General features: G+C 50.0%; 23 protein-coding genes. All 23 read right to left on the bottom strand.

Annotation, left to right across the window (positions count from 1 at the left end):
• Positions 1 to 12: 12 nt before the first annotated feature.
• The 23 genes from rpsH to rpoB all read right to left on the bottom strand — a co-directional run bounded on the left by rpsH (position 13) and on the right by rpoB (position 19,742).
• On the bottom strand, positions 13 to 411 hold the full coding sequence (gene rpsH / locus RJP21_RS28350; RefSeq protein ID WP_160045384.1) for a 30S ribosomal protein S8: 399 nt from the start codon (positions 409 to 411) through the stop codon (positions 13 to 15).
• Positions 412 to 443: 32 nt separating this feature from the next.
• Positions 444 to 629 carry a type Z 30S ribosomal protein S14 gene (locus RJP21_RS28345; RefSeq protein ID WP_013312154.1) on the bottom strand — a complete coding sequence of 62 codons (186 nt, stop codon included), beginning with the start codon at positions 627 to 629 and terminating at the stop codon, positions 444 to 446.
• 45 nt (positions 630 to 674) lie between these two features.
• Complete coding sequence (gene rplE / locus RJP21_RS28340) at positions 675 to 1,217, bottom strand: 50S ribosomal protein L5 (RefSeq protein ID WP_160045383.1); 543 nt, start codon at positions 1,215 to 1,217, stop codon at positions 675 to 677.
• Positions 1,218 to 1,248: 31 nt separating this feature from the next.
• Positions 1,249 to 1,602, bottom strand: a complete 354-nt coding sequence (gene rplX, locus RJP21_RS28335) for a 50S ribosomal protein L24 (protein ID WP_160045382.1) — start codon at positions 1,600 to 1,602, stop codon at positions 1,249 to 1,251.
• A gap of 81 nt (positions 1,603 to 1,683) precedes the next feature.
• Positions 1,684 to 2,052, bottom strand: coding sequence for a 50S ribosomal protein L14 (gene rplN / locus RJP21_RS28330; protein WP_160045381.1), 369 nt, complete (start codon positions 2,050 to 2,052; stop codon positions 1,684 to 1,686).
• A 38-nt stretch (positions 2,053 to 2,090) separates the two neighbouring features.
• Positions 2,091 to 2,357, bottom strand: a complete 267-nt coding sequence (gene rpsQ, locus RJP21_RS28325; RefSeq protein ID WP_160045380.1) for a 30S ribosomal protein S17 — start codon at positions 2,355 to 2,357, stop codon at positions 2,091 to 2,093.
• Positions 2,358 to 2,400: 43 nt separating this feature from the next.
• Entirely contained in the window at positions 2,401 to 2,598 is a 198-nt protein-coding gene (rpmC, locus tag RJP21_RS28320; protein ID WP_036712586.1) for a 50S ribosomal protein L29, read from the bottom strand.
• Positions 2,588 to 3,022, bottom strand: a complete 435-nt coding sequence (rplP, locus tag RJP21_RS28315; protein ID WP_036712583.1) for a 50S ribosomal protein L16 — start codon at positions 3,020 to 3,022, stop codon at positions 2,588 to 2,590. The genes rpmC and rplP overlap by 11 nt, the downstream gene beginning before the upstream one ends.
• A gap of 2 nt (positions 3,023 to 3,024) precedes the next feature.
• Positions 3,025 to 3,690: a 30S ribosomal protein S3 gene (rpsC, locus tag RJP21_RS28310; protein ID WP_036712579.1), complete on the bottom strand. Its 666-nt coding sequence runs from the start codon at positions 3,688 to 3,690 to the stop codon at positions 3,025 to 3,027.
• A gap of 13 nt (positions 3,691 to 3,703) precedes the next feature.
• Positions 3,704 to 4,036, bottom strand: a complete 333-nt coding sequence (gene rplV, locus RJP21_RS28305; protein WP_076176740.1) for a 50S ribosomal protein L22 — start codon at positions 4,034 to 4,036, stop codon at positions 3,704 to 3,706.
• Between the two features lie 35 nt (positions 4,037 to 4,071).
• Complete coding sequence (gene rpsS, locus RJP21_RS28300; protein ID WP_160045379.1) at positions 4,072 to 4,350, bottom strand: 30S ribosomal protein S19; 279 nt, start codon at positions 4,348 to 4,350, stop codon at positions 4,072 to 4,074.
• Positions 4,351 to 4,419: 69 nt separating this feature from the next.
• Positions 4,420 to 5,250: a 50S ribosomal protein L2 gene (gene rplB / locus RJP21_RS28295; RefSeq protein WP_160045378.1), complete on the bottom strand. Its 831-nt coding sequence runs from the start codon at positions 5,248 to 5,250 to the stop codon at positions 4,420 to 4,422.
• A gap of 12 nt (positions 5,251 to 5,262) precedes the next feature.
• Positions 5,263 to 5,556 carry a 50S ribosomal protein L23 gene (rplW, locus tag RJP21_RS28290; RefSeq protein WP_160045377.1) on the bottom strand — a complete coding sequence of 98 codons (294 nt, stop codon included), beginning with the start codon at positions 5,554 to 5,556 and terminating at the stop codon, positions 5,263 to 5,265.
• Positions 5,556 to 6,179: a 50S ribosomal protein L4 gene (gene rplD / locus RJP21_RS28285; protein ID WP_310862215.1), complete on the bottom strand. Its 624-nt coding sequence runs from the start codon at positions 6,177 to 6,179 to the stop codon at positions 5,556 to 5,558. The genes rplW and rplD overlap by 1 nt, the downstream gene beginning before the upstream one ends.
• Before the next feature lie 26 nt (positions 6,180 to 6,205).
• Entirely contained in the window at positions 6,206 to 6,829 is a 624-nt protein-coding gene (rplC, locus tag RJP21_RS28280) for a 50S ribosomal protein L3 (protein WP_160045375.1), read from the bottom strand.
• Positions 6,830 to 6,871: 42 nt separating this feature from the next.
• The gene (gene rpsJ / locus RJP21_RS28275; RefSeq protein WP_005544556.1) at positions 6,872 to 7,180 is read right to left on the bottom strand and encodes a 30S ribosomal protein S10; all 309 of its coding nucleotides are present in this window, start codon (positions 7,178 to 7,180) and stop codon (positions 6,872 to 6,874) included.
• 346 nt (positions 7,181 to 7,526) lie between these two features.
• Positions 7,527 to 8,717 carry an elongation factor Tu gene (gene tuf / locus RJP21_RS28270; RefSeq protein ID WP_160045374.1) on the bottom strand — a complete coding sequence of 397 codons (1,191 nt, stop codon included), beginning with the start codon at positions 8,715 to 8,717 and terminating at the stop codon, positions 7,527 to 7,529.
• Between the two features lie 112 nt (positions 8,718 to 8,829).
• Complete coding sequence (gene fusA, locus RJP21_RS28265; protein ID WP_160045373.1) at positions 8,830 to 10,911, bottom strand: elongation factor G; 2,082 nt, start codon at positions 10,909 to 10,911, stop codon at positions 8,830 to 8,832.
• Between the two features lie 50 nt (positions 10,912 to 10,961).
• Positions 10,962 to 11,432: a 30S ribosomal protein S7 gene (rpsG, locus tag RJP21_RS28260; RefSeq protein ID WP_160045372.1), complete on the bottom strand. Its 471-nt coding sequence runs from the start codon at positions 11,430 to 11,432 to the stop codon at positions 10,962 to 10,964.
• A gap of 48 nt (positions 11,433 to 11,480) precedes the next feature.
• Entirely contained in the window at positions 11,481 to 11,900 is a 420-nt protein-coding gene (gene rpsL, locus RJP21_RS28255) for a 30S ribosomal protein S12 (protein ID WP_036712553.1), read from the bottom strand.
• Between the two features lie 163 nt (positions 11,901 to 12,063).
• Positions 12,064 to 12,315, bottom strand: coding sequence for a ribosomal L7Ae/L30e/S12e/Gadd45 family protein (locus RJP21_RS28250; protein ID WP_160045371.1), 252 nt, complete (start codon positions 12,313 to 12,315; stop codon positions 12,064 to 12,066).
• 186 nt (positions 12,316 to 12,501) lie between these two features.
• Entirely contained in the window at positions 12,502 to 16,116 is a 3,615-nt protein-coding gene (gene rpoC / locus RJP21_RS28245) for a DNA-directed RNA polymerase subunit beta' (RefSeq protein ID WP_310862214.1), read from the bottom strand.
• 80 nt (positions 16,117 to 16,196) lie between these two features.
• Positions 16,197 to 19,742, bottom strand: a complete 3,546-nt coding sequence (rpoB, locus tag RJP21_RS28240; protein WP_310862213.1) for a DNA-directed RNA polymerase subunit beta — start codon at positions 19,740 to 19,742, stop codon at positions 16,197 to 16,199.
• Positions 19,743 to 19,965 lie beyond the last annotated feature (223 nt).

Genomic DNA, 19,965 nt, shown 5'->3' with positions numbered 1-19,965 from the left:
CTGTGACGTGTATTACCAAACGTAGCAGACAACTTCTCCGCCAGCTTTGGATTGACGAGCTTCTTTGTCGGTCATAATCCCCTTAGAAGTGGAGATAATCGCAATGCCGAGACCGCCGAGTACACGAGGAATTTCGTTGCTCTTCGTGTATACGCGCAGACCTGGTTTGCTGATTCTCTTCAACCCGGAGATAACGCGTTCGTTGTTAGGACCGTATTTCAGGAAAACACGGATAATCCCTTGTTTGTTGTCTTCGATATATTCTGCATCACGGATGAAACCTTCACGCTTCAGGATTTCAGCGATTTGTTTTTTCATCGTCGAAGCAGGCATCTCAACTGTTTCGTGACGCACAGTGTTCGCGTTACGAATACGAGTAAGCATATCTGCAATTGGATCAGACATAGTCATGTGTGTGAACCTCCTTCCCGATTATAAACTTCTTACCAGCTTGCTTTTTTCACGCCAGGAATCTGGCCTTTATAAGCTAATTCACGGAAACAAATTCTGCAAATTTTGAACTTTTGCAGTACCGAATGTGGACGACCACAACGTTCGCAACGTGTGTAAGCACGAACTTTGAATTTAGGCGTACGTTGTTGTTTTACTTTCATCGAAGTTTTTGCCACTTAGCCTGACACCTCCTAAAAATTTTCGGAGAAATGGATTCGCGATTACTTCGCGAAAGGCATTCCCAATTGAGCGAGCAGCTCGCGGGACTCTTCGTCAGTTTTAGCCGTCGTTACGATAACGATGTCCATGCCGCGGACTTTATCCACTTTATCGTACTCGATCTCAGGGAAGATCAGTTGCTCCTTGAGGCCAAGCGTGTAGTTTCCGCGTCCGTCGAATGCTTTCGTGGACACGCCGTGGAAGTCGCGCACGCGTGGAAGGGTGATGTTGAACAATTTGTCCAGGAAGTAATACATGCGCTCACCGCGCAGCGTTACTTTCACACCGATCGGCATATTCTCACGCAATTTGAATCCAGCGATGGATTTTTTCGCACGAGTGATAACCGGTTTTTGACCAGCGATCAGCTGCATATCATTTACTGCGGAATCAAGCACTTTCGAGTTGGATACGGCATCACCCACACCCATGTTGATGACAACCTTCTCGACTTTAGGTACTTGCATTACCGTCGAATAGTTGAACTTCTGCATCAAAGCAGGAGTAATTTCGTTCAGAAAACGTTCTTTCATTCTTGCTGCCATGAATCATAAACCTCCTTTCTTTAGCTCTCGATTAGTCGATAACTTCTCCGGATCTTTTCGCTACGCGAACCTTTTTACCGTTATCGAGCACTTTATAACCGATACGGGTTACTTTGCCGCTCTTCGGATCAAGATGCATCACGTTGGATACGTGGATTGGCGCTTCTTGTTCGATGATTCCGCCTTGCGGGTTCATTTGGTTAGGCTTTTGGTGTTTTTTCACCATGTTCACGCCTTCCACCAGCACGCGGTTTTCACGAGGATAAGCTGCAATGACACGGCCTTTTTTGCCTTTGTCTTTACCGCTGATCACCATAACCGTGTCGTCTTTTTTGACGTGAAGCTTGTTGTTGTGGGATTCCAGAACCTTTTTCACTTTTGGCATTTGTTACACCTCCTGCAGCTTGCCGCTTTGGCAAGATAACTTGGAACGATCTATTCTATCGGTTATCCGATCGATTCAGTCTTAGATAACTTCCGGTGCCAAGGAAACGATTTTCATGAAGTCTTTATCACGAAGTTCGCGTGCCACTGGTCCGAAAATACGAGTTCCGCGCGGGCTCTTGTCTTCTTTAACAACAACCGCTGCGTTTTCGTCAAATGCGATGTAAGATCCGTCCTTACGGCGTACGGAACGTTTCGTACGAACGACAACAGCCTTGACTACGTCACCTTTTTTGACAACGCCGCCTGGTGTTGCTTGTTTTACGGAACAAACGATCAAATCGCCGATTGCTGCAGTACGACGTCCTGTTCCTCCCAATACGCGGATACACATCAGTTCCTTCGCACCGGAATTGTCAGCTACTTGCAGACGTGTAAATGGTTGAATCATTGAAATTTCCTCCTTTCGGAAAAACTGTCGCTATATCTTTAGATGATAACCGCTTTTTCAACGACTTCTACCAGTCTCCAGCGTTTGTCTTTGGAGATTGGACGAGTTTCCATGATTTTAACGGTATCTCCGATTTGTGCAGTGTTGTTCTCGTCATGCGCTTTAAATTTTTTCGTGTATTTAATGCGCTTGTGATAGAGATCGTGTTTCTTGTAAGTTTCAACAGCTACGACGATGGTTTTATCCATTTTGTCGCTGACAACTTTACCGATTTGCACTTTACGAGCATTGCGTTCTTCGCTCATCGTTAGCCTCCTTCCTGAATACAGGCAAAAATGACTGCATCAATTAACTAATCCCAAGTTCTCTTTCACGGATGACGGTTTTAGCACGAGCTATTTCCCTGCGCACATCACGGATCCGAGTCGGGTTATCAAGCTGTCCGGTAGCCAATTGAAAACGGAGGTTAAAGAGTTCTTCTTTAAAGCCCGCAATCTTTTGCTCAATTTCTGCAGTGGTCAAGTTACGCAGATCATTAGCTTTCATTTGCTTCACCACCCAATTCTTCACGTTTCACAAACTTCGTTTTGATCGGCAGCTTGTGAGCGGCGAGACGCATCGCTTCGCGAGCAACTTCCTCCGGCACGCCTCCAAGTTCAAACATAATCTTGCCTGGTTTGACTACTGCCACCCATTTTTCAACGTTACCTTTACCGCTACCCATACGAACCTCAAGAGGTTTTTGAGTGATCGGCTTATCTGGGAAAATTTTAATCCAAACTTTACCGCCGCGGCGGATGTAACGAGTCATCGCGATACGCGCTGCTTCGATTTGACGGTTCGTAATCCAGGATGGCTCCAAAGCTTGCAAGCCGTATTCGCCGAAGCTCACTTCAGTGCCGCCTTTTGCCATACCTTTCATGTGACCGCGCTGTTGCTTGCGGTGTTTTACACGTTTTGGTACCAACATGATTAGTTGCCTCCTTCCTGAGCTACTTGTTTCTTAGCTGTAGGAAGAACCTCTCCACGATAGATCCATACTTTTACGCCGATACGGCCGTAAGTCGTATGCGCTTCAGCTGTACCGTAGTCGATGTCAGCACGAAGTGTATGAAGTGGAACAGTTCCTTCACTGTAGCCTTCTGTACGAGCGATTTCAGCGCCGCCAAGACGTCCGCTGACTTGAGTTTTGATACCTTTAGCGCCTGCACGCATCGTTCTTTGGATTGCTTGTTTCAGTGCACGACGGAAAGAAACGCGGCGTTCCAATTGTTGTGCAATGCTTTCTGCAACCAGAATAGCGTCCATGTCCGCTTGCTTGATTTCAGAAATGTTGATGTGAACTTTTTTGCCGCCTGCAATTTTCGTAACTTGGTTCCGCAGTACTTCGACTTCAGAGCCACCTTTACCGATAACCATGCCTGGTTTCGCAGTGTGGATCGTTACGTTCACACGGTTTGCCGCTCTTTCGATTTCGATGCGAGATACGGCAGAGTCTTTCAATTTATTTTTAAGGTATTCACGAATTTTAACGTCTTCCAGCAAAAGATTTCCGAAATCTTTGCCTGCATACCATTTCGATTCCCAATCACGGATAATACCGATCCGGAGTCCGACTGGATTTACCTTTTGGCCCACACGTTATCCCTCCTTATTTTTCAGATACCACCAAAGTAATGTGGCTGGTGCGCTTGTTGATTCGGCTCGCACGGCCCATGGCGCGTGGACGGAATCTCTTCATGGTTGGCCCTTGGTTCACGAAAACCTGGCTAACAACCAAATTGTTAATGTCCATCGAGTAGTTATGCTCAGCATTGGCGATCGCCGAGTTCAGCAGCTTCTCTACGACCAGGGAAGCCGACTTTGGAGTGTGGCGAAGAATCGCGATGGCCTCGCCAACTTGCTTACCACGGATCAAGTCAACCACGAGCTTGACTTTACGAGGAGCAATCCGGATCGATCTGGCATGTGCTTTTGCTTCCATTTGTTTTACCTCCTCTCAAACAAAGAGCTTCAAATTTATCTTCTTGTTTTCTTGTCATCGTCCGTATGACCTTTGTAAGTACGCGTCGGCGCGAATTCGCCCAACTTGTGACCTACCATGTCTTCCGTTACGTATACAGGAACGTGCTTGCGTCCATCATATACACCGAACGTGTGACCGATAAATTGCGGGAAAATCGTAGAGCGGCGGGACCAAGTCTTGATAACAGCCTTTTTGTTCGACTCGTTCATCACTTCTACCTTTTTCAGCAGGTACCCATCAACGAAAGGTCCTTTTTTCAAACTGCGACTCATCTATAAAATCCTCCCTTCGTCCAATCTCTCGTTACTTTCGGCACTTCACAAAGTTATGCACAGCGTGCATTATTTTGTGCGGCGGCGAACGATATATTTGTCAGAAGCTTTTCCTTTTTTACGCGTTTTGTAACCAAGGGTTGGTTTGCCCCATGGAGACATAGGCGATTTACGTCCGATTGGAGCGCGGCCTTCACCACCACCGTGAGGGTGATCGTTAGGGTTCATGACGACACCGCGAACTTCAGGACGTTGTCCGAGCCAGCGGCTGCGGCCTGCTTTACCGATTTTGACCAATTCATGGTCTCCGTTGCCCACGGAACCGATCGTTGCGCGGCAAACTTTCAGAAGCTTGCGAACTTCGCCGGAAGACAAACGTACGGATACGTATTTTTCTTCTTTACCAAGAAGCTGAGCTTCCGTACCGGCAGCGCGAACCAATTGTCCGCCTTTGCCTGGCTGCAGTTCGATGTTGTGGATAACGGTACCTACCGGAATGTTTTCCAGCGGAAGCGCGTTACCGATTTTGATGTCGGCGTTAGGGCCGGATTCGATCTTATCTCCGACTTTCAGACCTTTTGGAGCGAGAATGTAACGTTTCTCTCCGTCTGCATAGTGGATCAGAGCGATATTGGAAGTACGGTTCGGATCATACTCGATCGTAGCAACGGTACCTGGTATGCCGTCTTTCGTACGTTTGAAATCGATGATGCGGTATTTACGCTTATGTCCGCCGCCGTGGTGACGAACAGTAATTTTACCTTGGTTGTTGCGGCCGGCTTTTTTGCTCAGCGGCGCAAGCAACGATTTCTCCGGCTGGTTTGTCGTGATCTCTTCGAACGTAGAGACAGACATGTTACGTCTTGCCGGGGAAGTCGGTTTATACTTTTTAATAGGCACGTTTACTCCTCCTTACTCTACAGATTCAAAAAACTCAAGCGGCTTGCTGTCTTGGCTCAGCGTTACGATGGCTTTTTTCCACTCGGTCGTGTAACCGTTGTAGCGGCCATAACGTTTTGGCTTCGCTGGGACGCGCATAGTATTAACGTTAGTCACTTTCACTTTGAAAATAGACTCAACGGCTTGCTTGATCTCGGTTTTGTTGGCACGGATATCAACTTCAAAAGCGTATTTCATGTCGCTCATGTAGTCGGCCGTACGTTCCGTAATCACCGGACGTTTGATAATATCACGAGGGTCTTTCATTACGCGAGCACCTCCTCTACCTTCTGAACTGCTTCTTTCGTAATGATCAGCTTGTCGTACAGAAGTACGTCAAGAACATTAATGCCGTCTGCCGCTACGAATTTCACACCAGGAATATTACGAGCGGAAAGAGCCACATTATCATCATAGCTAGGAGCCACGATCAGAGCTTTGCGTTCCACTTTCAGGTTGTTCAGGATGGTTGCGAATTCCTTGGTTTTAGGAGTGTTCAACGCAAGTGCATCCAGAACGATGATGTTGTTGTCGATCACTTTGGAAGACAACGCGGATTTGATCGCCAGACGACGAACTTTCTTAGGAAGCTTGAACGAGTAGCTGCGTGGCGTTGGGCCGAACACAGTACCGCCGCCTTTCCATTGTGGTGCACGGATCGAACCTTGACGAGCACGGCCTGTGCCTTTTTGTTTCCAAGGCTTACGTCCGCCGCCGCGTACTTCAGAACGGCCTTTCACTTTATGCGTACCGCGACGCAAAGATGCTCTTTGCAGCAATACCGCTTGGTTCATGACATGAACGTTTGGCGTAATACCGAATACCGCTTCGTTCAGTTCCAATTCTTCAACTTGGCTTCCGCTAACGTTAAACACGGATACTTTTGGCATTTATTGTTCCTCCTTTCCTTAGGTGATTATTTTTTCACCGTTTCACTAATTTTCACGAAGCTGTTTTTAGGGCCTGGGATGGCGCCTTTGATCAGCAGCACATTGCGTTCTGCGTCAACTTTAACAACCTCAAGCTTTTGAACCGTAACGGTCACATGACCCATATGTCCTGGAAGGTGTTTGCCTTTAGGAACACGGTTTGCTTGAATGGAGCCCATGGAACCAGGTCCGCGATGGTAACGGGAACCGTGAGCCATTGGTCCGCGGCTTTGTCCCCAACGTTTGATAACGCCTTGGAAACCTTTACCTTTGGACGTGCCAGTTACGTCAACATACTCGCCTTCCGCAAAAATGTCAGCTTTCAGCTCTTGGCCAACCTCGTATGCTCCGAGGTCAACACCGCGGATTTCGCGAACGTAGCGCTTAGGTGCAGTATTAGCCTTTTTGGCATGTCCTGCTTCCGGTTTATTGGCACTTTTCTCTTTTTTGTCGGAGAAACCGATTTGAATCGCTTCGTATCCATCGTTCTCGACATCTTTCTTTTGCAGAACAACGCAAGGACCTGCTTCCACTACAGTTACAGGAATTACATTACCTTCAGCGGTAAATACTTGAGTCATTCCGAGTTTTTTTCCTAAGATACCTTTCATGTTGACACCTCTTTTCCCTTCTTAATCCCTTTGATTCGGAAATTACAGTTTGATTTCGATATCTACACCGGACGGCAGGTCCAAGCGCATAAGAGCATCCACAGTTTGTGGAGTTGGGTTCACAATGTCGATCAGGCGCTTATGAGTGCGCATTTCGAATTGCTCCCGAGAATCCTTATACTTGTGTACCGCACGGAGAATGGTAATGATTTGTTTTTCAGTCGGAAGCGGAATCGGTCCGGATACACCTGCACCAGAACGTTTCGCAGTCTCAACGATTTTCTCAGCGGATTGATCAAGAATTCTGTGATCGTAAGCTTTCAAACGAATACGAATTTTTTGCTTTGCCATTTTAGTCCCTCCTTCTATCGCCCAATTTGGTATCGGACATACTCCGTGAAAATTTTCTAACACACTGCTCCATGGCAAAGGGGCCGGGTGTGTCAGTAACCTCTCACATCATCGCAACGTCTCAGAACAACATTCACTATTATATAGAAAGAATGGGCGTAATGCAAGCTTTAATATGAAAAAAAGCAAAAGGCACTTCCCGGAAAAAGAAGCGCCTTTTGCGATCCTTGCGTTTACATCACAATGTTACTCGTTCCAGCACAATGTTGCATATCGTAAGGCTTGCGCCTTTATTTGAAATCGAAGAATTCTTAAGCTTCAAAAAAGCGAATTCATTCTAGGATCATTACTTGATGATGCTTGCTACCGCACCAGCGCCAACCGTACGTCCGCCTTCGCGAATGGAGAATTTCGTTCCTTCTTCGATCGCGATTGGGGAGATCAGTTGTACAGTTACAGTGATGTTGTCGCCAGGCATAACCATTTCAGTTCCTTCTGGCAGGTTGATGATACCAGTTACGTCCGTTGTACGGAAGTAGAACTGTGGACGGTATCCAGTGAAGAAAGGCTTGTGACGTCCGCCTTCTTCTTTAGTCAGTACGTAAACTTGAGCAGTAAACTCAGTGTGCGGGTTTACGGAAGCCGGTTTAGCAAGTACTTGACCGCGTTCGATTTCTTTACGGTCTACACCGCGAAGAAGAGCACCGATGTTGTCGCCTGCTTGAGCGGAATCAAGCAATTTACGGAACATTTCAACGCCCGTAACGACGGATTTCTTCGTTTCTTCAGCGATACCAACGATTTCAACTTCGTCGCCGACTTTAACTGTTCCACGCTCTACGCGGCCTGTAGCAACGGTACCGCGTCCAGTGATGGAGAACACGTCTTCGACTGGCATAAGGAAAGGCTTGTCAGTGTCGCGTTCTGGAGTTGGGATGTACTCGTCGATGATGTTGAACATTTCAACGATTTTTTCAGCCCACTCGCCGTCTGGGTTTTGCAGAGCTTCACGAGCAGAACCTTGGATGATTGGAGTGTCGTCGCCTGGGAATTCATATTCGCTCAGGAGATCGCGTACTTCCATTTCAACCAGTTCAAGAAGTTCAGCGTCTTCAACCATGTCGCATTTGTTCAAGAATACAACGATGTAAGGAACGCCTACTTGGCGGGACAACAGGATGTGTTCGCGAGTTTGCGGCATTGGGCCGTCAGCTGCGGATACAACCAGGATTGCGCCGTCCATTTGAGCTGCGCCGGTGATCATGTTTTTAACGTAGTCGGCGTGTCCTGGGCAGTCAACGTGTGCATAGTGACGAGCAGGAGTTTCGTATTCTACGTGTGCAGTAGAGATCGTGATACCGCGTTCGCGCTCTTCTGGAGCTTTGTCGATTTGGTCGAATGCTACGGCAGCGCCACCGTATTTTTTGGACAATACAGTTGTGATCGCTGCAGTCAAAGTAGTTTTACCATGGTCAACGTGACCGATCGTGCCGATGTTAACGTGCGGTTTAGTACGTTCAAATTTAGCCTTTGCCATTTTGAACAATTCCTCCTTAAATGGAATAAATGTGTATGTTTATGCTGGCCGGCATTTATGCAGGGTTTCTTGGATGTTGATGGTCCGGCCAGTCTTAAAAACGAAAAACTTATTACTCGGCAGAGCCTTTGGACTTGGAGATAATCTCTTCAGCGATGTTCTTAGGAACCTCTTCGTAGTGGGAGATTTCCATGGAGAACACGCCGCGTCCTTGGGTACCGGAACGAAGTGTCGTCGAGTATCCGAACATTTCGGACAGAGGCACCTTCGCACGGATGATTTGAGCACCGGAACGGGAATCCATACCTTCGATCCGTCCACGGCGGGAGTTGAGCATACCCATTACGTCGCCCATGTATTCCTCAGGGACCGTAACTTCGACTTTCATGATTGGCTCGAGCAGAACAGGACTACATTTGTCCTTAGCTGCTTTAAGCGCCATGGAACCGGCAATCTTAAACGCCATTTCATTGGAGTCGACATCATGGTAGGAACCGTCTACGATTGTAGCTTTAATGTCTACAAGCGGGAAGCCGGCGAGTACACCATTCTTCATGGCTTCCTCGATACCATTCAGTGCAGGCTGGATATATTCTCTTGGAACGGCGCCACCGACGATTCTGCTATCGAACTGGCTGCCCGTACCTGGCTCCAAAGGTTCGAACTCAACCCATACGTGACCGTATTGACCACGACCACCGGACTGACGAACGAATTTGCCTTCGACGCGAGCAGGTTGACGGAAGGTTTCGCGGTAAGCAACCTGTGGTTTACCCACGTTGGTTTCTACCTTGAATTCGCGACGCATGCGGTCGATGATGATATCGAGGTGAAGTTCACCCATACCAGCCAAAATCGTTTGACCGGTTTCTTCATCCGTATGAGCGCGCAGCGTAGGATCTTCTTCTGTCAATTTGCCCAAAGCAACGCCCATTTTATCTTGGTCGGCTTTGGTTTTAGGTTCAACGGCAATCTCGATAACCGGTTCAGGGAAGTTCATCGATTCGAGAATTACCGGAGCTTTTTCGTCACAAAGCGTGTCGCCCGTGCCCGTATCTTTCAAACCTACGGCAGCCGCGATATCACCAGCGTGAACTTCAGTGATTTCTTGACGGCTGTTCGCATGCATTTGAAGAATACGGCCAATGCGTTCACGTTTGCCTTTGGTAGCATTCAATACGTAAGATCCGGACTGAAGAATACCGGAATATACGCGGAAGAATGTCAATTTACCAACGTAAGGGTCTGTCATGATTTTGAATGCCAAAGCCGCAAACGGCTCTTCGTCGGAAGAGTGGCGTTCAACTTCGGTTCCGTCTTCAAGATGACCTTGGATCGAAGGAACGTCCGTAGGAGCAGGCAAGTAATCAACAACAGCGTCCAGCACAAGCTGAACCCCTTTGTTGCGGTAAGAAGAGCCGCAGACAACCGGGAAGATCTTAACTTCTACAACACCCTTACGAAGTGCTGCTTTCAGTTCAGGAACGGTGATTTCTTCGCCTTCCAGATACTTCATCGTCAATTCTTCGTCGAGTTCTGCCACTTTCTCGATCAGTTCAGCGCGAAGTTCTTCGACTTTGTCTTTGAACTCGGCTGGAACTTCGGTTTCTTCGATGTTTTGACCCAGATCGTCTTTGTACATATAAGCCTTTTGTTCGATCAGGTCGATGATGCCTCTGAAGTCGTTTTCTGCGCCGATCGGCAATTGAATCGCAACCGCGTTCGCTTGCAGACGTTCACGCATATCCTTAACAACGTTCAGGTAGTCGGCACCGATAATATCCATTTTGTTTACATATGCGATCCGTGGTACGCCGTAACGGTCAGCCTGTCTCCATACGGTTTCAGACTGAGGCTCAACGCCCTCTTTCGCACTGAAAACGCCTACTGCCCCATCCAATACACGAAGGGAACGTTCAACTTCAACAGTGAAGTCAACGTGCCCTGGGGTATCAATGATATTGACGCGGTGGCCTTTCCAAGAAGCGGTCGTCGCAGCGGAAGTAATCGTGATCCCGCGCTCCTGTTCCTGCTCCATCCAGTCCATCGTAGCCGCACCCTCGTGTACTTCACCGATTTTGTGCGTACGGCCTGTGTAGAACAAGATCCGTTCTGTGGTGGTGGTTTTACCAGCGTCAATATGCGCCATGATCCCGATATTACGTGTATTTTTCAAGGAGAACTCTCTTGCCATGAAAATAGTCTCCCTTCAAAATTGAAGTGTAATATATGATGAACTGAATCCTACCAGCGGTAGTGAGCAAACGCTTTGTTTGCCTCAGCCATTTTGTGCGTGTCTTCGCGTTTCTTGACGGAAGCGCCTGTGTTGTTGGATGCATCGATGATCTCTGCAGCCAAACGCTCTTCCATCGTTTTCTCACCGCGGGTGCGGGAGTAGTTTACGAGCCAACGAAGACCCAAAGACGTACGTCTTTCTGGCTTCACTTCGATAGGCACCTGGTAGTTCGCACCACCGACACGGCGAGCTTTAACTTCCAGTACTGGCATGATATTTTTGATGGCTGCTTCAAACACTTCCATAGGATCTTTACCCGTACGTTCTTGAATCAGGTTGAACGCGTTGTAAAGAATGCTTTGAGCAACACCTCTCTTACCATCCAGCATGATGCGGTTGATCAGACGAGTAACCAGCTTGCTGTTGTACACCGGATCTGGCAGCACGTCTCTTTTGGCAACTGGACCTTTGCGTGGCATGGATATCCCCCTTTCTTACGTCATGAATTTACTAAAGCGGCTTTCCGCTTATTTTTTTGCTTTTGGACGCTTAGCGCCGTACTTGGAACGAGCCTGCATGCGGTTGTTTACACCAGCCGTATCAAGCGCGCCGCGAACGATATGGTAACGTACACCCGGAAGGTCTTTTACCCGTCCACCGCGAACCAATACCACGCTGTGCTCTTGCAGGTTGTGACCGATTCCCGGAATGTAAGCTGTCACCTCGATGCGGTTCGTCAAGCGAACACGGGCATACTTACGAAGTGCGGAGTTCGGTTTTTTCGGAGTCATCGTACCTACACGGGTGCAAACCCCACGTTTTTGAGGAGCGCTCAAATCCGTATCTTCACGCTTCAAAGCGTTGTATCCTTTCTGCAGAGCAGGGGACTTCGATTTGTAGATTTTTGCTTGACGTCCTTTGCGAACCAGTTGGTTAATTGTTGGCATTGTTAGCCACCCCCTTCCAATATGTTCATTCTCCTTACAAACCTCTTTTTAAGTCCACAGACCCAGGCGGTTCATAAAAGAACAAATGAAAAGTTTTTGCCGAGATAAGCCGGGCTTATCTAACAAAAACGTTTCTTACCGTATGAACTTGCTTTCCATATCACTATGGTTTCACGATGGCAGCCATGGCTGCGCCCACTTCGATTCCGCATGCTTTCCCCAAATGCTGCATGGTGTCCACATAGGTGATCTTCACGCCGTGCTTATTGCACAGAGCTTCAATCTTCGAAATAAGCCGGTATTCCGCATCCTCAGCCACATAAACCTCTGCGGCTTGGCCCAGCTCCACAAGTTTCATGGTCTGTTTGGCCCCGATTTTCACATGAGCATCCTGTAATCCTTTATCATTAGACATCTTAACGATTCCTCCAAAAGCACAGGGATGTTGCTACTCACGCACCTTTGATATATTAGCACCTGCATTCGCCGATGTCAAGGAGATCCGCTATTAATTTTCGCTAGGAAAATCATTCAAAAAAAGCTTTTTGCGAGAGCGGTCGCTCAAACCGTCCGCCCTCGCAGGCCGCTTTTGTTTGGAACGTTATTCTACGTTAGCCGTTTCCAGCTCTTTCGAGCTGTCTTCTTCCGCGTTCGGGTCATCGAATCTGACGTTGCGGTAACGGTTCATACCGGTACCCGCAGGGATCAGCTTACCGATGATGACATTTTCCTTCAGGCCGAGCAGTTGGTCGACTTTGCCTTTGATGGCGGCGTCGGTGAGTACCCGGGTCGTTTCCTGGAAGGAAGCTGCGGACAGGAACGAGTCGGTTTCAAGCGATGCTTTCGTAATACCGAGCAGGACCGGTTTTGCGACAGCCGGTTCTTTGCCCGAAAGAATCGCTTCTTTGTTGGCCGTTTCGTATTCGTAAATATCGACGAACGATCCCGGCAGAAGCGGCGTATCTCCCGCATCGACGATACGGATTTTGCGCAGCATCTGCTTGATCATGACTTCGACGTGTTTGTCGTTGATTTCTACGCCCTGGTTCCGGTAAACGCGCTGAACTTCCTGAAGGATATAGTTCTGCACGCCGCGGATACCTTTGATGCGCAGCATTTCTTTCGGGTCGATCGAACCTTCGGTGAGCTCGTCGCCTGCTTCGATTTCCATTCCCTCTTGTACGCGCAAACGGGAACCGTAAGTGACGGAGTACACCTTGGTTTCGGCTTCGCCTTGAATTTCGATTTCGCGGCGGTCTTTCGCTTCGCGAATTTCCTTAACTACGCCGTCGATTTCGCTGATTGTCGCCTGACCTTTCGGATTACGGGCTTCAAACAGCTCCTGGATACGCGGAAGACCTTGCGTGATATCGTCCCCTGCGACACCACCGGTGTGGAACGTACGCATGGTAAGCTGGGTTCCCGGTTCACCGATGGATTGCGCGGCGATGATGCCGACTGCTTCGCCGATCTCCACGAATTTGCCTGTAGCCAGGTTTCGTCCGTAGCACTTCTTACATACGCCATGGCGGGCGCGGCAGCTGAGCACGGAGCGGATTTGCAGTTTCGTAATTCCGGAGTTCACGATCAGGTTCGCTTTATCGGAGTCGATCAGCTCGTTGCGGTTCACCAAAATTTCGTTCGTTTCCGGATGGCGAACCGTTTCGAAGCAGTAACGACCTTCGATGCGGTCGTAAAGATCCTCGATAATCTCTTTACCGTCTTGGATACGGCTAACTGTGATGCCTTTATCCGTACCGCAATCTTCCTCGCGAACGATCACGTCCTGGGCAACGTCGACCAAACGGCGGGTCAAGTAACCGGAGTCCGCCGTACGAAGTGCCGTATCCGCCAGACCTTTCCGGGCACCGTGAGTGGACAGGAAGTACTCGAGGACGGTCAGGCCTTCGCGGAAGTTCGACTTGATCGGGAGTTCGATGATCCGGCCGGACGGGTTGGCCATCAGACCCCGCATACCGCCGAGCTGAGTGATCTGCGATTTGTTACCCCGCGCTTTGGAGTCGACCATGAGCATGATGGAGTTGAAGCGATCCATCGATTTCATGAGGACGTCCGTAATATCGTCCTTGGCTTTGGACCAAATGTCGATAACCCGGTCGTAACGTTCTTCGTTGGTGATCAGACCGCGGCGGTACTGGTTGGTAACGACCGCAACCTTCTCTTCGGATTCTTTCAGGATCTCTTGTTTCTCGTCAGGCACGATAACGTCCGCCACCGCAACCGTTACGCCGGCACGGGTCGAATACGTAAATCCGAGTTGTTTGATTTTATCCAAAATAACGGAGGTTTCCGTCGTATGGTAAATTTCGAAACAGCGGGCGATAATTTGGCCCAGGTACTCCTTGCCGACAGCGCTGCTTACAGGCAGCTCGTTCATACGTTCGCGGATGTCCGCGCCTTTTTCGTAAACGAAATATTTCTCAGGCGTACCGTTGAACAGGTTGTCGCGGGTCGCTTCGTTGATATACGGGAAGCTGCTTGGGAAAATTTCGTTGAAAATGATGCGTCCGACCGTCGTCATAAGCATCGCGTCTTGCTGTTTTTCGGTAAAGCTGGTTTTGCCGAGCGCTTTAACCGGTATGGCAACACGCGCATGCAAACCTGCCGATCCGCGTTGGTAAGCGGAAACCGCTTCGTTGATCGAACCCAAAATCATGCCGGAACCTTTTTCTTCCTTGTTGTCCATCGTCAGATAGAAGGAACCGAGGACCATATCCTGGGAAGGGGTAACGACCGGTTTGCCGTCTTTAGGGTTCAAGATGTTGCCGGATGCGAGCATCAACAGACGCGCCTCTGCTTGAGCTTCGGCGGACAGCGGTACGTGCACCGCCATTTGGTCGCCGTCGAAGTCGGCGTTGTACGCCGTACATACGAGCGGATGCAGACGGATCGCATGGCCTTCGACCAGAATCGGTTCGAATGCCTGAATACCCAAGCGGTGAAGCGTAGGGGCACGGTTCAGCAGTACCGGATGTTCCTTGATAACTTCCTCAAGCACGTCCCATACTTCCGGGCTTACGCGTTCCACTTTGCGCTTCGCGCTTTTAATGTTATGAGCAAGGCCTTTGTTGACCAGTTCTTTCATGACAAACGGTTTAAACAGCTCAAGAGCCATTTTCTTCGGCAGGCCGCACTGATACATTTTCAGGTACGGACCTACGACGATAACGGAACGGCCGGAGTAGTCGACGCGTTTACCGAGCAGGTTTTGGCGGAAACGTCCTTGCTTACCTTTCAGCATATGGCTGAGGGATTTGAGCGGACGGTTGCCCGGACCAGTAACAGGACGGCCGCGGCGGCCGTTGTCGATCAAGGCGTCTACCGCTTCCTGCAGCATCCGTTTTTCGTTTTGCACGATGATGTCCGGAGCGCCCAGATCAAGCAGGCGTTTCAGACGGTTGTTACGGTTGATGACGCGGCGGTACAGGTCGTTCAAGTCAGACGTTGCAAAACGTCCGCCGTCCAGCTGTACCATCGGACGAAGTTCCGGAGGAATGACCGGAAGGACGTCCATGATCATCCACTCCGGCTTGTTGCCGGAATTGCGGAACGCTTCGATCACTTCAAGGCGTTTGATCGCGCGGTTGCGGCGTTGGCCTTGAGCGGTGCGGAGCTCTTCTTTGAGGAATTCGAGCTCTTTTTCCACGTCCAGATCTTGAAGCAGCTTTTTGATGGCTTCGGCGCCCATGCCCGCTTGGAATCCGTAGCCGTATTTTTCACGGTAGCTGCGGTATTCTTTTTCGGACAGAAGCTGTTTCTTCTCCAGAGGCGTATCTCCTGGGTCCGTAACGACATAAGATGCAAAGTAGATGATCTCCTCGAGAGATCTTGGCGACATATCCAAAGCGAGACCCATACGGCTCGGAATGCCTTTAAAGTACCAGATATGGGAAACGGGAGCTGCCAGCTCAATATGGCCCATCCGTTCACGGCGCACTTTCGAGCGGGTCACTTCGACGCCGCAGCGGTCGCAGACTACGCCTTTGTAACGGACACGCTTATATTTGCCGCAATGGCATTCCCAGTCTTTTTGCGGTCCAAAAATCCGTTCGCAGAACAGGCCTTCCTTCTCCGGTTTCAGCGTACGGTAATTGATGGTTTCCGGTTTTTTTACTTCTCCGCGGGACCATGAACGAATTTTTTCCGGGGATGCAAGCCCGATTTTCATGAATTCGAAATTGTTTACGTCCAACAAGGAGCAACCCTCCTAGTCCTATTGATTTAATCCGCGAATGAGGCAGACGGGTTTGCCCCGTCCGCCGTCCATCCACGAACTTATTCTACTCCGACTTCCGTGCCTTCCAAATTGAGGCTTAGTTTATCGCCTGCAGTATCATCGTCGTCATCGAGCTCTTTCATCTCGATTTCCTGCTCGTCGCCGCTCAGGATCTTCACGTCCATACCGAGAGACTGGAGCTCTTTGATCAAGACTTTGAACGATTCCGGAACGCCCGGTTCCGGAACGTTTTCGCCTTTGACGATCGATTCGTACGTCTTCACCCGGCCAACCACGTCGTCGGATTTGACGGTGAGGATTTCTTGGAGCGTGTACGCTGCGCCGTAGGCTTCCAGCGCCCACACTTCCATCTCCCCGAAGCGCTGGCCGCCGAACTGAGCTTTACCGCCCAGAGGCTGCTGCGTAACGAGAGAGTAAGGACCCGTGGAACGGGCATGGATTTTATCGTCAACCATGTGCGCGAGTTTGATCATGTGCATGACGCCGACGGTAACTTCGCGCTCGAAACGCTCGCCGGTACGGCCGTCATACAGCACGGTCTTACCGTTGCGCTGCATGCCTGCTTCTTCCATCGTGTCGAATACGTCGTATTCGTTGGCTCCGTCGAATACCGGCGTTGCCACGTGAATGCCGAGCTGCATGGCCGCAAAGCCCAAATGGACTTCTAGCACCTGCCCGATGTTCATCCGCGAAGGTACGCCGAGCGGGTTCAGCACGACCTGTACAGGCGTGCCGTCCGGCAGGAACGGCATATCTTCTTCCGGAAGGATCCGGGCCACGACACCTTTGTTGCCGTGACGTCCGGCCATTTTGTCGCCCTCGGAAATTTTACGCTTCTGGGCGATGTACACGCGAACCAGCTGGTTTACGCCAGGAGGCAGCTCATCGCCGTTCTCGCGGGTAAACACTTTGACGTCAACGATAATGCCGTCGCTACCATGCGGTACGCGAAGGGACGTGTCGCGAACCTCGCGGGCTTTTTCGCCGAAAATCGCGTGCAGGAGACGTTCTTCCGCAGTCAGTTCCGTTACGCCTTTCGGAGTTACTTTACCGACCAGGATGTCGCCGGCGCTGATTTCGGCACCGATGCGGATAATGCCGCGCTCGTCAAGGTTCTTGAGCGCATCTTCACCTACGTTAGGAATGTCGCGGGTGATTTCTTCAGGTCCAAGCTTGGTATCGCGGGCTTCGGACTCGTATTCCTCGATGTGGATCGAAGTGTACACGTCCTCTTTAACCAGCTTCTCGCTCAGCAGGATGGCATCCTCGTAGTTGTAGCCTTCCCAAGTCATGAATGCAACGACGACGTTGCGTCCGAGAGCGAGTTCGCCCATTTCGGTGGAAGGTCCGTCCGCCAGGATGTCGCCTTTTTTGATGATGTCGCCTTTTTTGACGATCGGACGCTGGTTGATGCATGTTCCTTGGTTGGAACGCATAAATTTGTGCAATTTATGTTTAACGATATCGCCTTTGACTTCTTTGCCGTCCACAGTCTCGATCCGGCGTACCCAAATCTCGTCTGCGCTGGAACGTTCCACGATGCCGTCGTGCTTGGAAACGATACATACGCCCGAATCCTTCGCGGCTTTGTGCTCCATGCCGGTTCCGACCAGCGGAGCTTTCGGCACGAGCAGCGGCACCGCCTGACGCTGCATGTTCGATCCCATGAGCGCACGGTTGGAGTCGTCGTTCTCGAGGAACGGAATGAGAGCCGTCGCGACGGATACGACCTGCTTTGGAGATACGTCCATGTAATCGACCCGGTCGCTCGGCATCGGCAAAATGTTGTCGGACTGCTTGTTGTAACGAACGATAACCATATCTTCCGCAAACGTTCCGTCTTCGTTCAACGCCGCGTTCGCCTGGGCGACGACATAGTTGTCTTCCTCGTCGGCCGTCAGGTAGTCGATATGATCGGTGACCACGCCCGTCTTCGGATCGACCCAACGGTATGGAGCTTCGATGAAGCCGTACTCGTTAATGCGGGCGAACGTGGACAAGGAGTTGATCAAACCGATGTTCGGACCTTCCGGCGTTTCGATCGGACACATCCGGCCGTAGTGACTGTGATGGACGTCGCGGACTTCGAAGCCCGCGCGCTCACGCGTCAAACCGCCCGGTCCGAGCGCGGACAGACGGCGTTTATGCGTCAATTCCGCAAGCGGGTTCGTTTGGTCCATAAACTGCGAAAGCTGGGAGCTACCGAAGAACTCCTTGATCGAAGCGATAACCGGACGAATATTGATCAGAGCCTGCGGCGTGATCACGTTCGCGTCCTGGATCGACATTCTTTCGCGGACTACGCGTTCCATACGGGACAAGCCGATACGGAACTGGTTTTGCAGCAATTCGCCGACGGAACGGAGACGACGGTTGCCCAGATGGTCGATGTCGTCCGTGTTGCCGATGCCGTGCAGCAAGTTAATAAAGTAGCTGATCGAGGAAATAATATCAGCAGGCGTAATGTGCTTCACCGATTTGTCGATGTTGCCGTTCGCGATGACTTTCACGACTTTGCCGTCTTCGATCGGCGAGAACACGTCGATCGTTTGCAGCGGAATGTCGTTGGCATCGAGCACGCCGTTGGATACATGGTAGGTTTTGTGGCCGACCATCGTATCCAGATGCGGCAAAATCTCGTCCAGCAAACGGCGGTCAACCATTTGTCCGGCTTCCGCGATGATTTCGCCCGTTTGGGTATCGATCAGCGATTCGGCAAGACGCTGGTTGAACAGGCGGTTTTTGATGTGCAGCTTTTTATTGATTTTATAACGGCCGACATTGGCCAGATCATATCTTTTTGGATCGAAGAAACGCGCTACGAGGAGGCTTTTCGCATTGTCCAGCGTAGGCGGTTCGCCCGGACGGAGGCGTTCGTAAATCTCGATGAGCGCTTTTTCCGTCGAGTCGGTGTTGTCCTTGTCAAGTGTGTTGCGAATATATTCGTCGTTACCGAGCAGGTCCAAAATTTCGGCGTCGCTGCCGAAACCAAGCGCTCTCAGCAAAACGGTAACCGGAATTTTGCGGGTACGGTCAATACGGACATACATGATGTCCTTCGCATCCGTCTCCAGTTCAAGCCATGCGCCGCGGTTCGGGATGACCGTCGCGGTGTAGGTCTTTTTGCCGTTTTTATCGACTTTCGTGCTGAAGTAGACGCTAGGAGAGCGTACCAACTGGCTGACAATGACCCGTTCTGCGCCATTGATGATAAACGTACCGGTTTCCGTCATCAGAGGGAAATCACCCATGAATACTTCCTGTTCTTTGACTTCTCCGGTTTCTTTGTTGATGAGCCGCACCTTCACCCGCAAAGGCGCCGCATACGTCACGTCGCGTTCCTTCGCGTCATCGACGGTGTATTTCGGTTCACCAAGGCTGTAGTCAATGAACTCCAGCACCAAATTTCCCGTAAAATCCTGAATTGGCGAGATATCCTGGAACATTTCGCGCAATCCTTCCTCCAAAAACCATTCGTATGATTTTTGTTGGATTTCGATCAGGTTCGGAACCTCAAGTACTTCATTAATTCGCGCATAACTTCGCCGAGTGCGTCGACCATACTGAACAAGATGTCCTGCCAACTTTAACTCACCCCTCATGTCTACTCACTTCAAAAATTGATTGCGAACCTCTGTTTGGAACCTTATAATGGATTCATGCAGAGGATTCATCCACAAATAAAGAAAAGCCCTTACCCGAATGCTTTCGAACAAAGAGCAACTTATCCATGGTCTTCCTAGCTAAACACGGAAGTGGCTTCATATCCTGTAGATTTGCCCAAAATGTACATATTATACGTGAACA

Origin of the sequence: Paenibacillus sp. VCA1 (assembly GCF_031583795.1) — a bacterium.
Classification (GTDB): Bacteria; Bacillota; Bacilli; order Paenibacillales; family Paenibacillaceae; genus Paenibacillus_AQ; species Paenibacillus_AQ albilobatus.
This window is presented reverse-complemented; position numbering and strand designations above follow the sequence as displayed.

Bases quoted from the DNA above. Each gene is read 5' to 3' on its own strand.
- rpsH (WP_160045384.1), bottom strand. From the start codon at position 411: ATGACTATGTCTGATCCAATTGCAGATATGCTTACTCGTATTCGTAAC.
- rplE (WP_160045383.1), bottom strand. From the start codon at position 1,217: ATGGCAGCAAGAATGAAAGAACGTTTTCTGAACGAAATTACTCCTGCT.
- rplX (WP_160045382.1), bottom strand. From the start codon at position 1,602: ATGCCAAAAGTGAAAAAGGTTCTGGAATCCCACAACAACAAGCTTCAC.
- rplN (WP_160045381.1), bottom strand. From the start codon at position 2,052: ATGATTCAACCATTTACACGTCTGCAAGTAGCTGACAATTCCGGTGCG.
- rpsQ (WP_160045380.1), bottom strand. From the start codon at position 2,357: ATGAGCGAAGAACGCAATGCTCGTAAAGTGCAAATCGGTAAAGTTGTC.
- rpmC (WP_036712586.1), bottom strand. From the start codon at position 2,598: ATGAAAGCTAATGATCTGCGTAACTTGACCACTGCAGAAATTGAGCAA.
- rplP (WP_036712583.1), bottom strand. From the start codon at position 3,022: ATGTTGGTACCAAAACGTGTAAAACACCGCAAGCAACAGCGCGGTCAC.
- rplV (WP_076176740.1), bottom strand. From the start codon at position 4,036: ATGGAAGCAAAAGCACATGCCAGATCGATCCGGATTGCTCCTCGTAAA.
- rpsS (WP_160045379.1), bottom strand. From the start codon at position 4,350: ATGAGTCGCAGTTTGAAAAAAGGACCTTTCGTTGATGGGTACCTGCTG.
- rplW (WP_160045377.1), bottom strand. From the start codon at position 5,556: ATGAAAGACCCTCGTGATATTATCAAACGTCCGGTGATTACGGAACGT.
- rplD (WP_310862215.1), bottom strand. From the start codon at position 6,179: ATGCCAAAAGTATCCGTGTTTAACGTTAGCGGAAGCCAAGTTGAAGAA.
- rplC (WP_160045375.1), bottom strand. From the start codon at position 6,829: ATGAAAGGTATCTTAGGAAAAAAACTCGGAATGACTCAAGTATTTACC.
- rpsJ (WP_005544556.1), bottom strand. From the start codon at position 7,180: ATGGCAAAGCAAAAAATTCGTATTCGTTTGAAAGCTTACGATCACAGA.
- tuf (WP_160045374.1), bottom strand. From the start codon at position 8,717: ATGGCAAAGGCTAAATTTGAACGTACTAAACCGCACGTTAACATCGGC.
- fusA (WP_160045373.1), bottom strand. From the start codon at position 10,911: ATGGCAAGAGAGTTCTCCTTGAAAAATACACGTAATATCGGGATCATG.
- rpsG (WP_160045372.1), bottom strand. From the start codon at position 11,432: ATGCCACGCAAAGGTCCAGTTGCCAAAAGAGACGTGCTGCCAGATCCG.
- rpsL (WP_036712553.1), bottom strand. From the start codon at position 11,900: ATGCCAACAATTAACCAACTGGTTCGCAAAGGACGTCAAGCAAAAATC.
- RJP21_RS28250 (WP_160045371.1), bottom strand. From the start codon at position 12,315: ATGTCTAATGATAAAGGATTACAGGATGCTCATGTGAAAATCGGGGCC.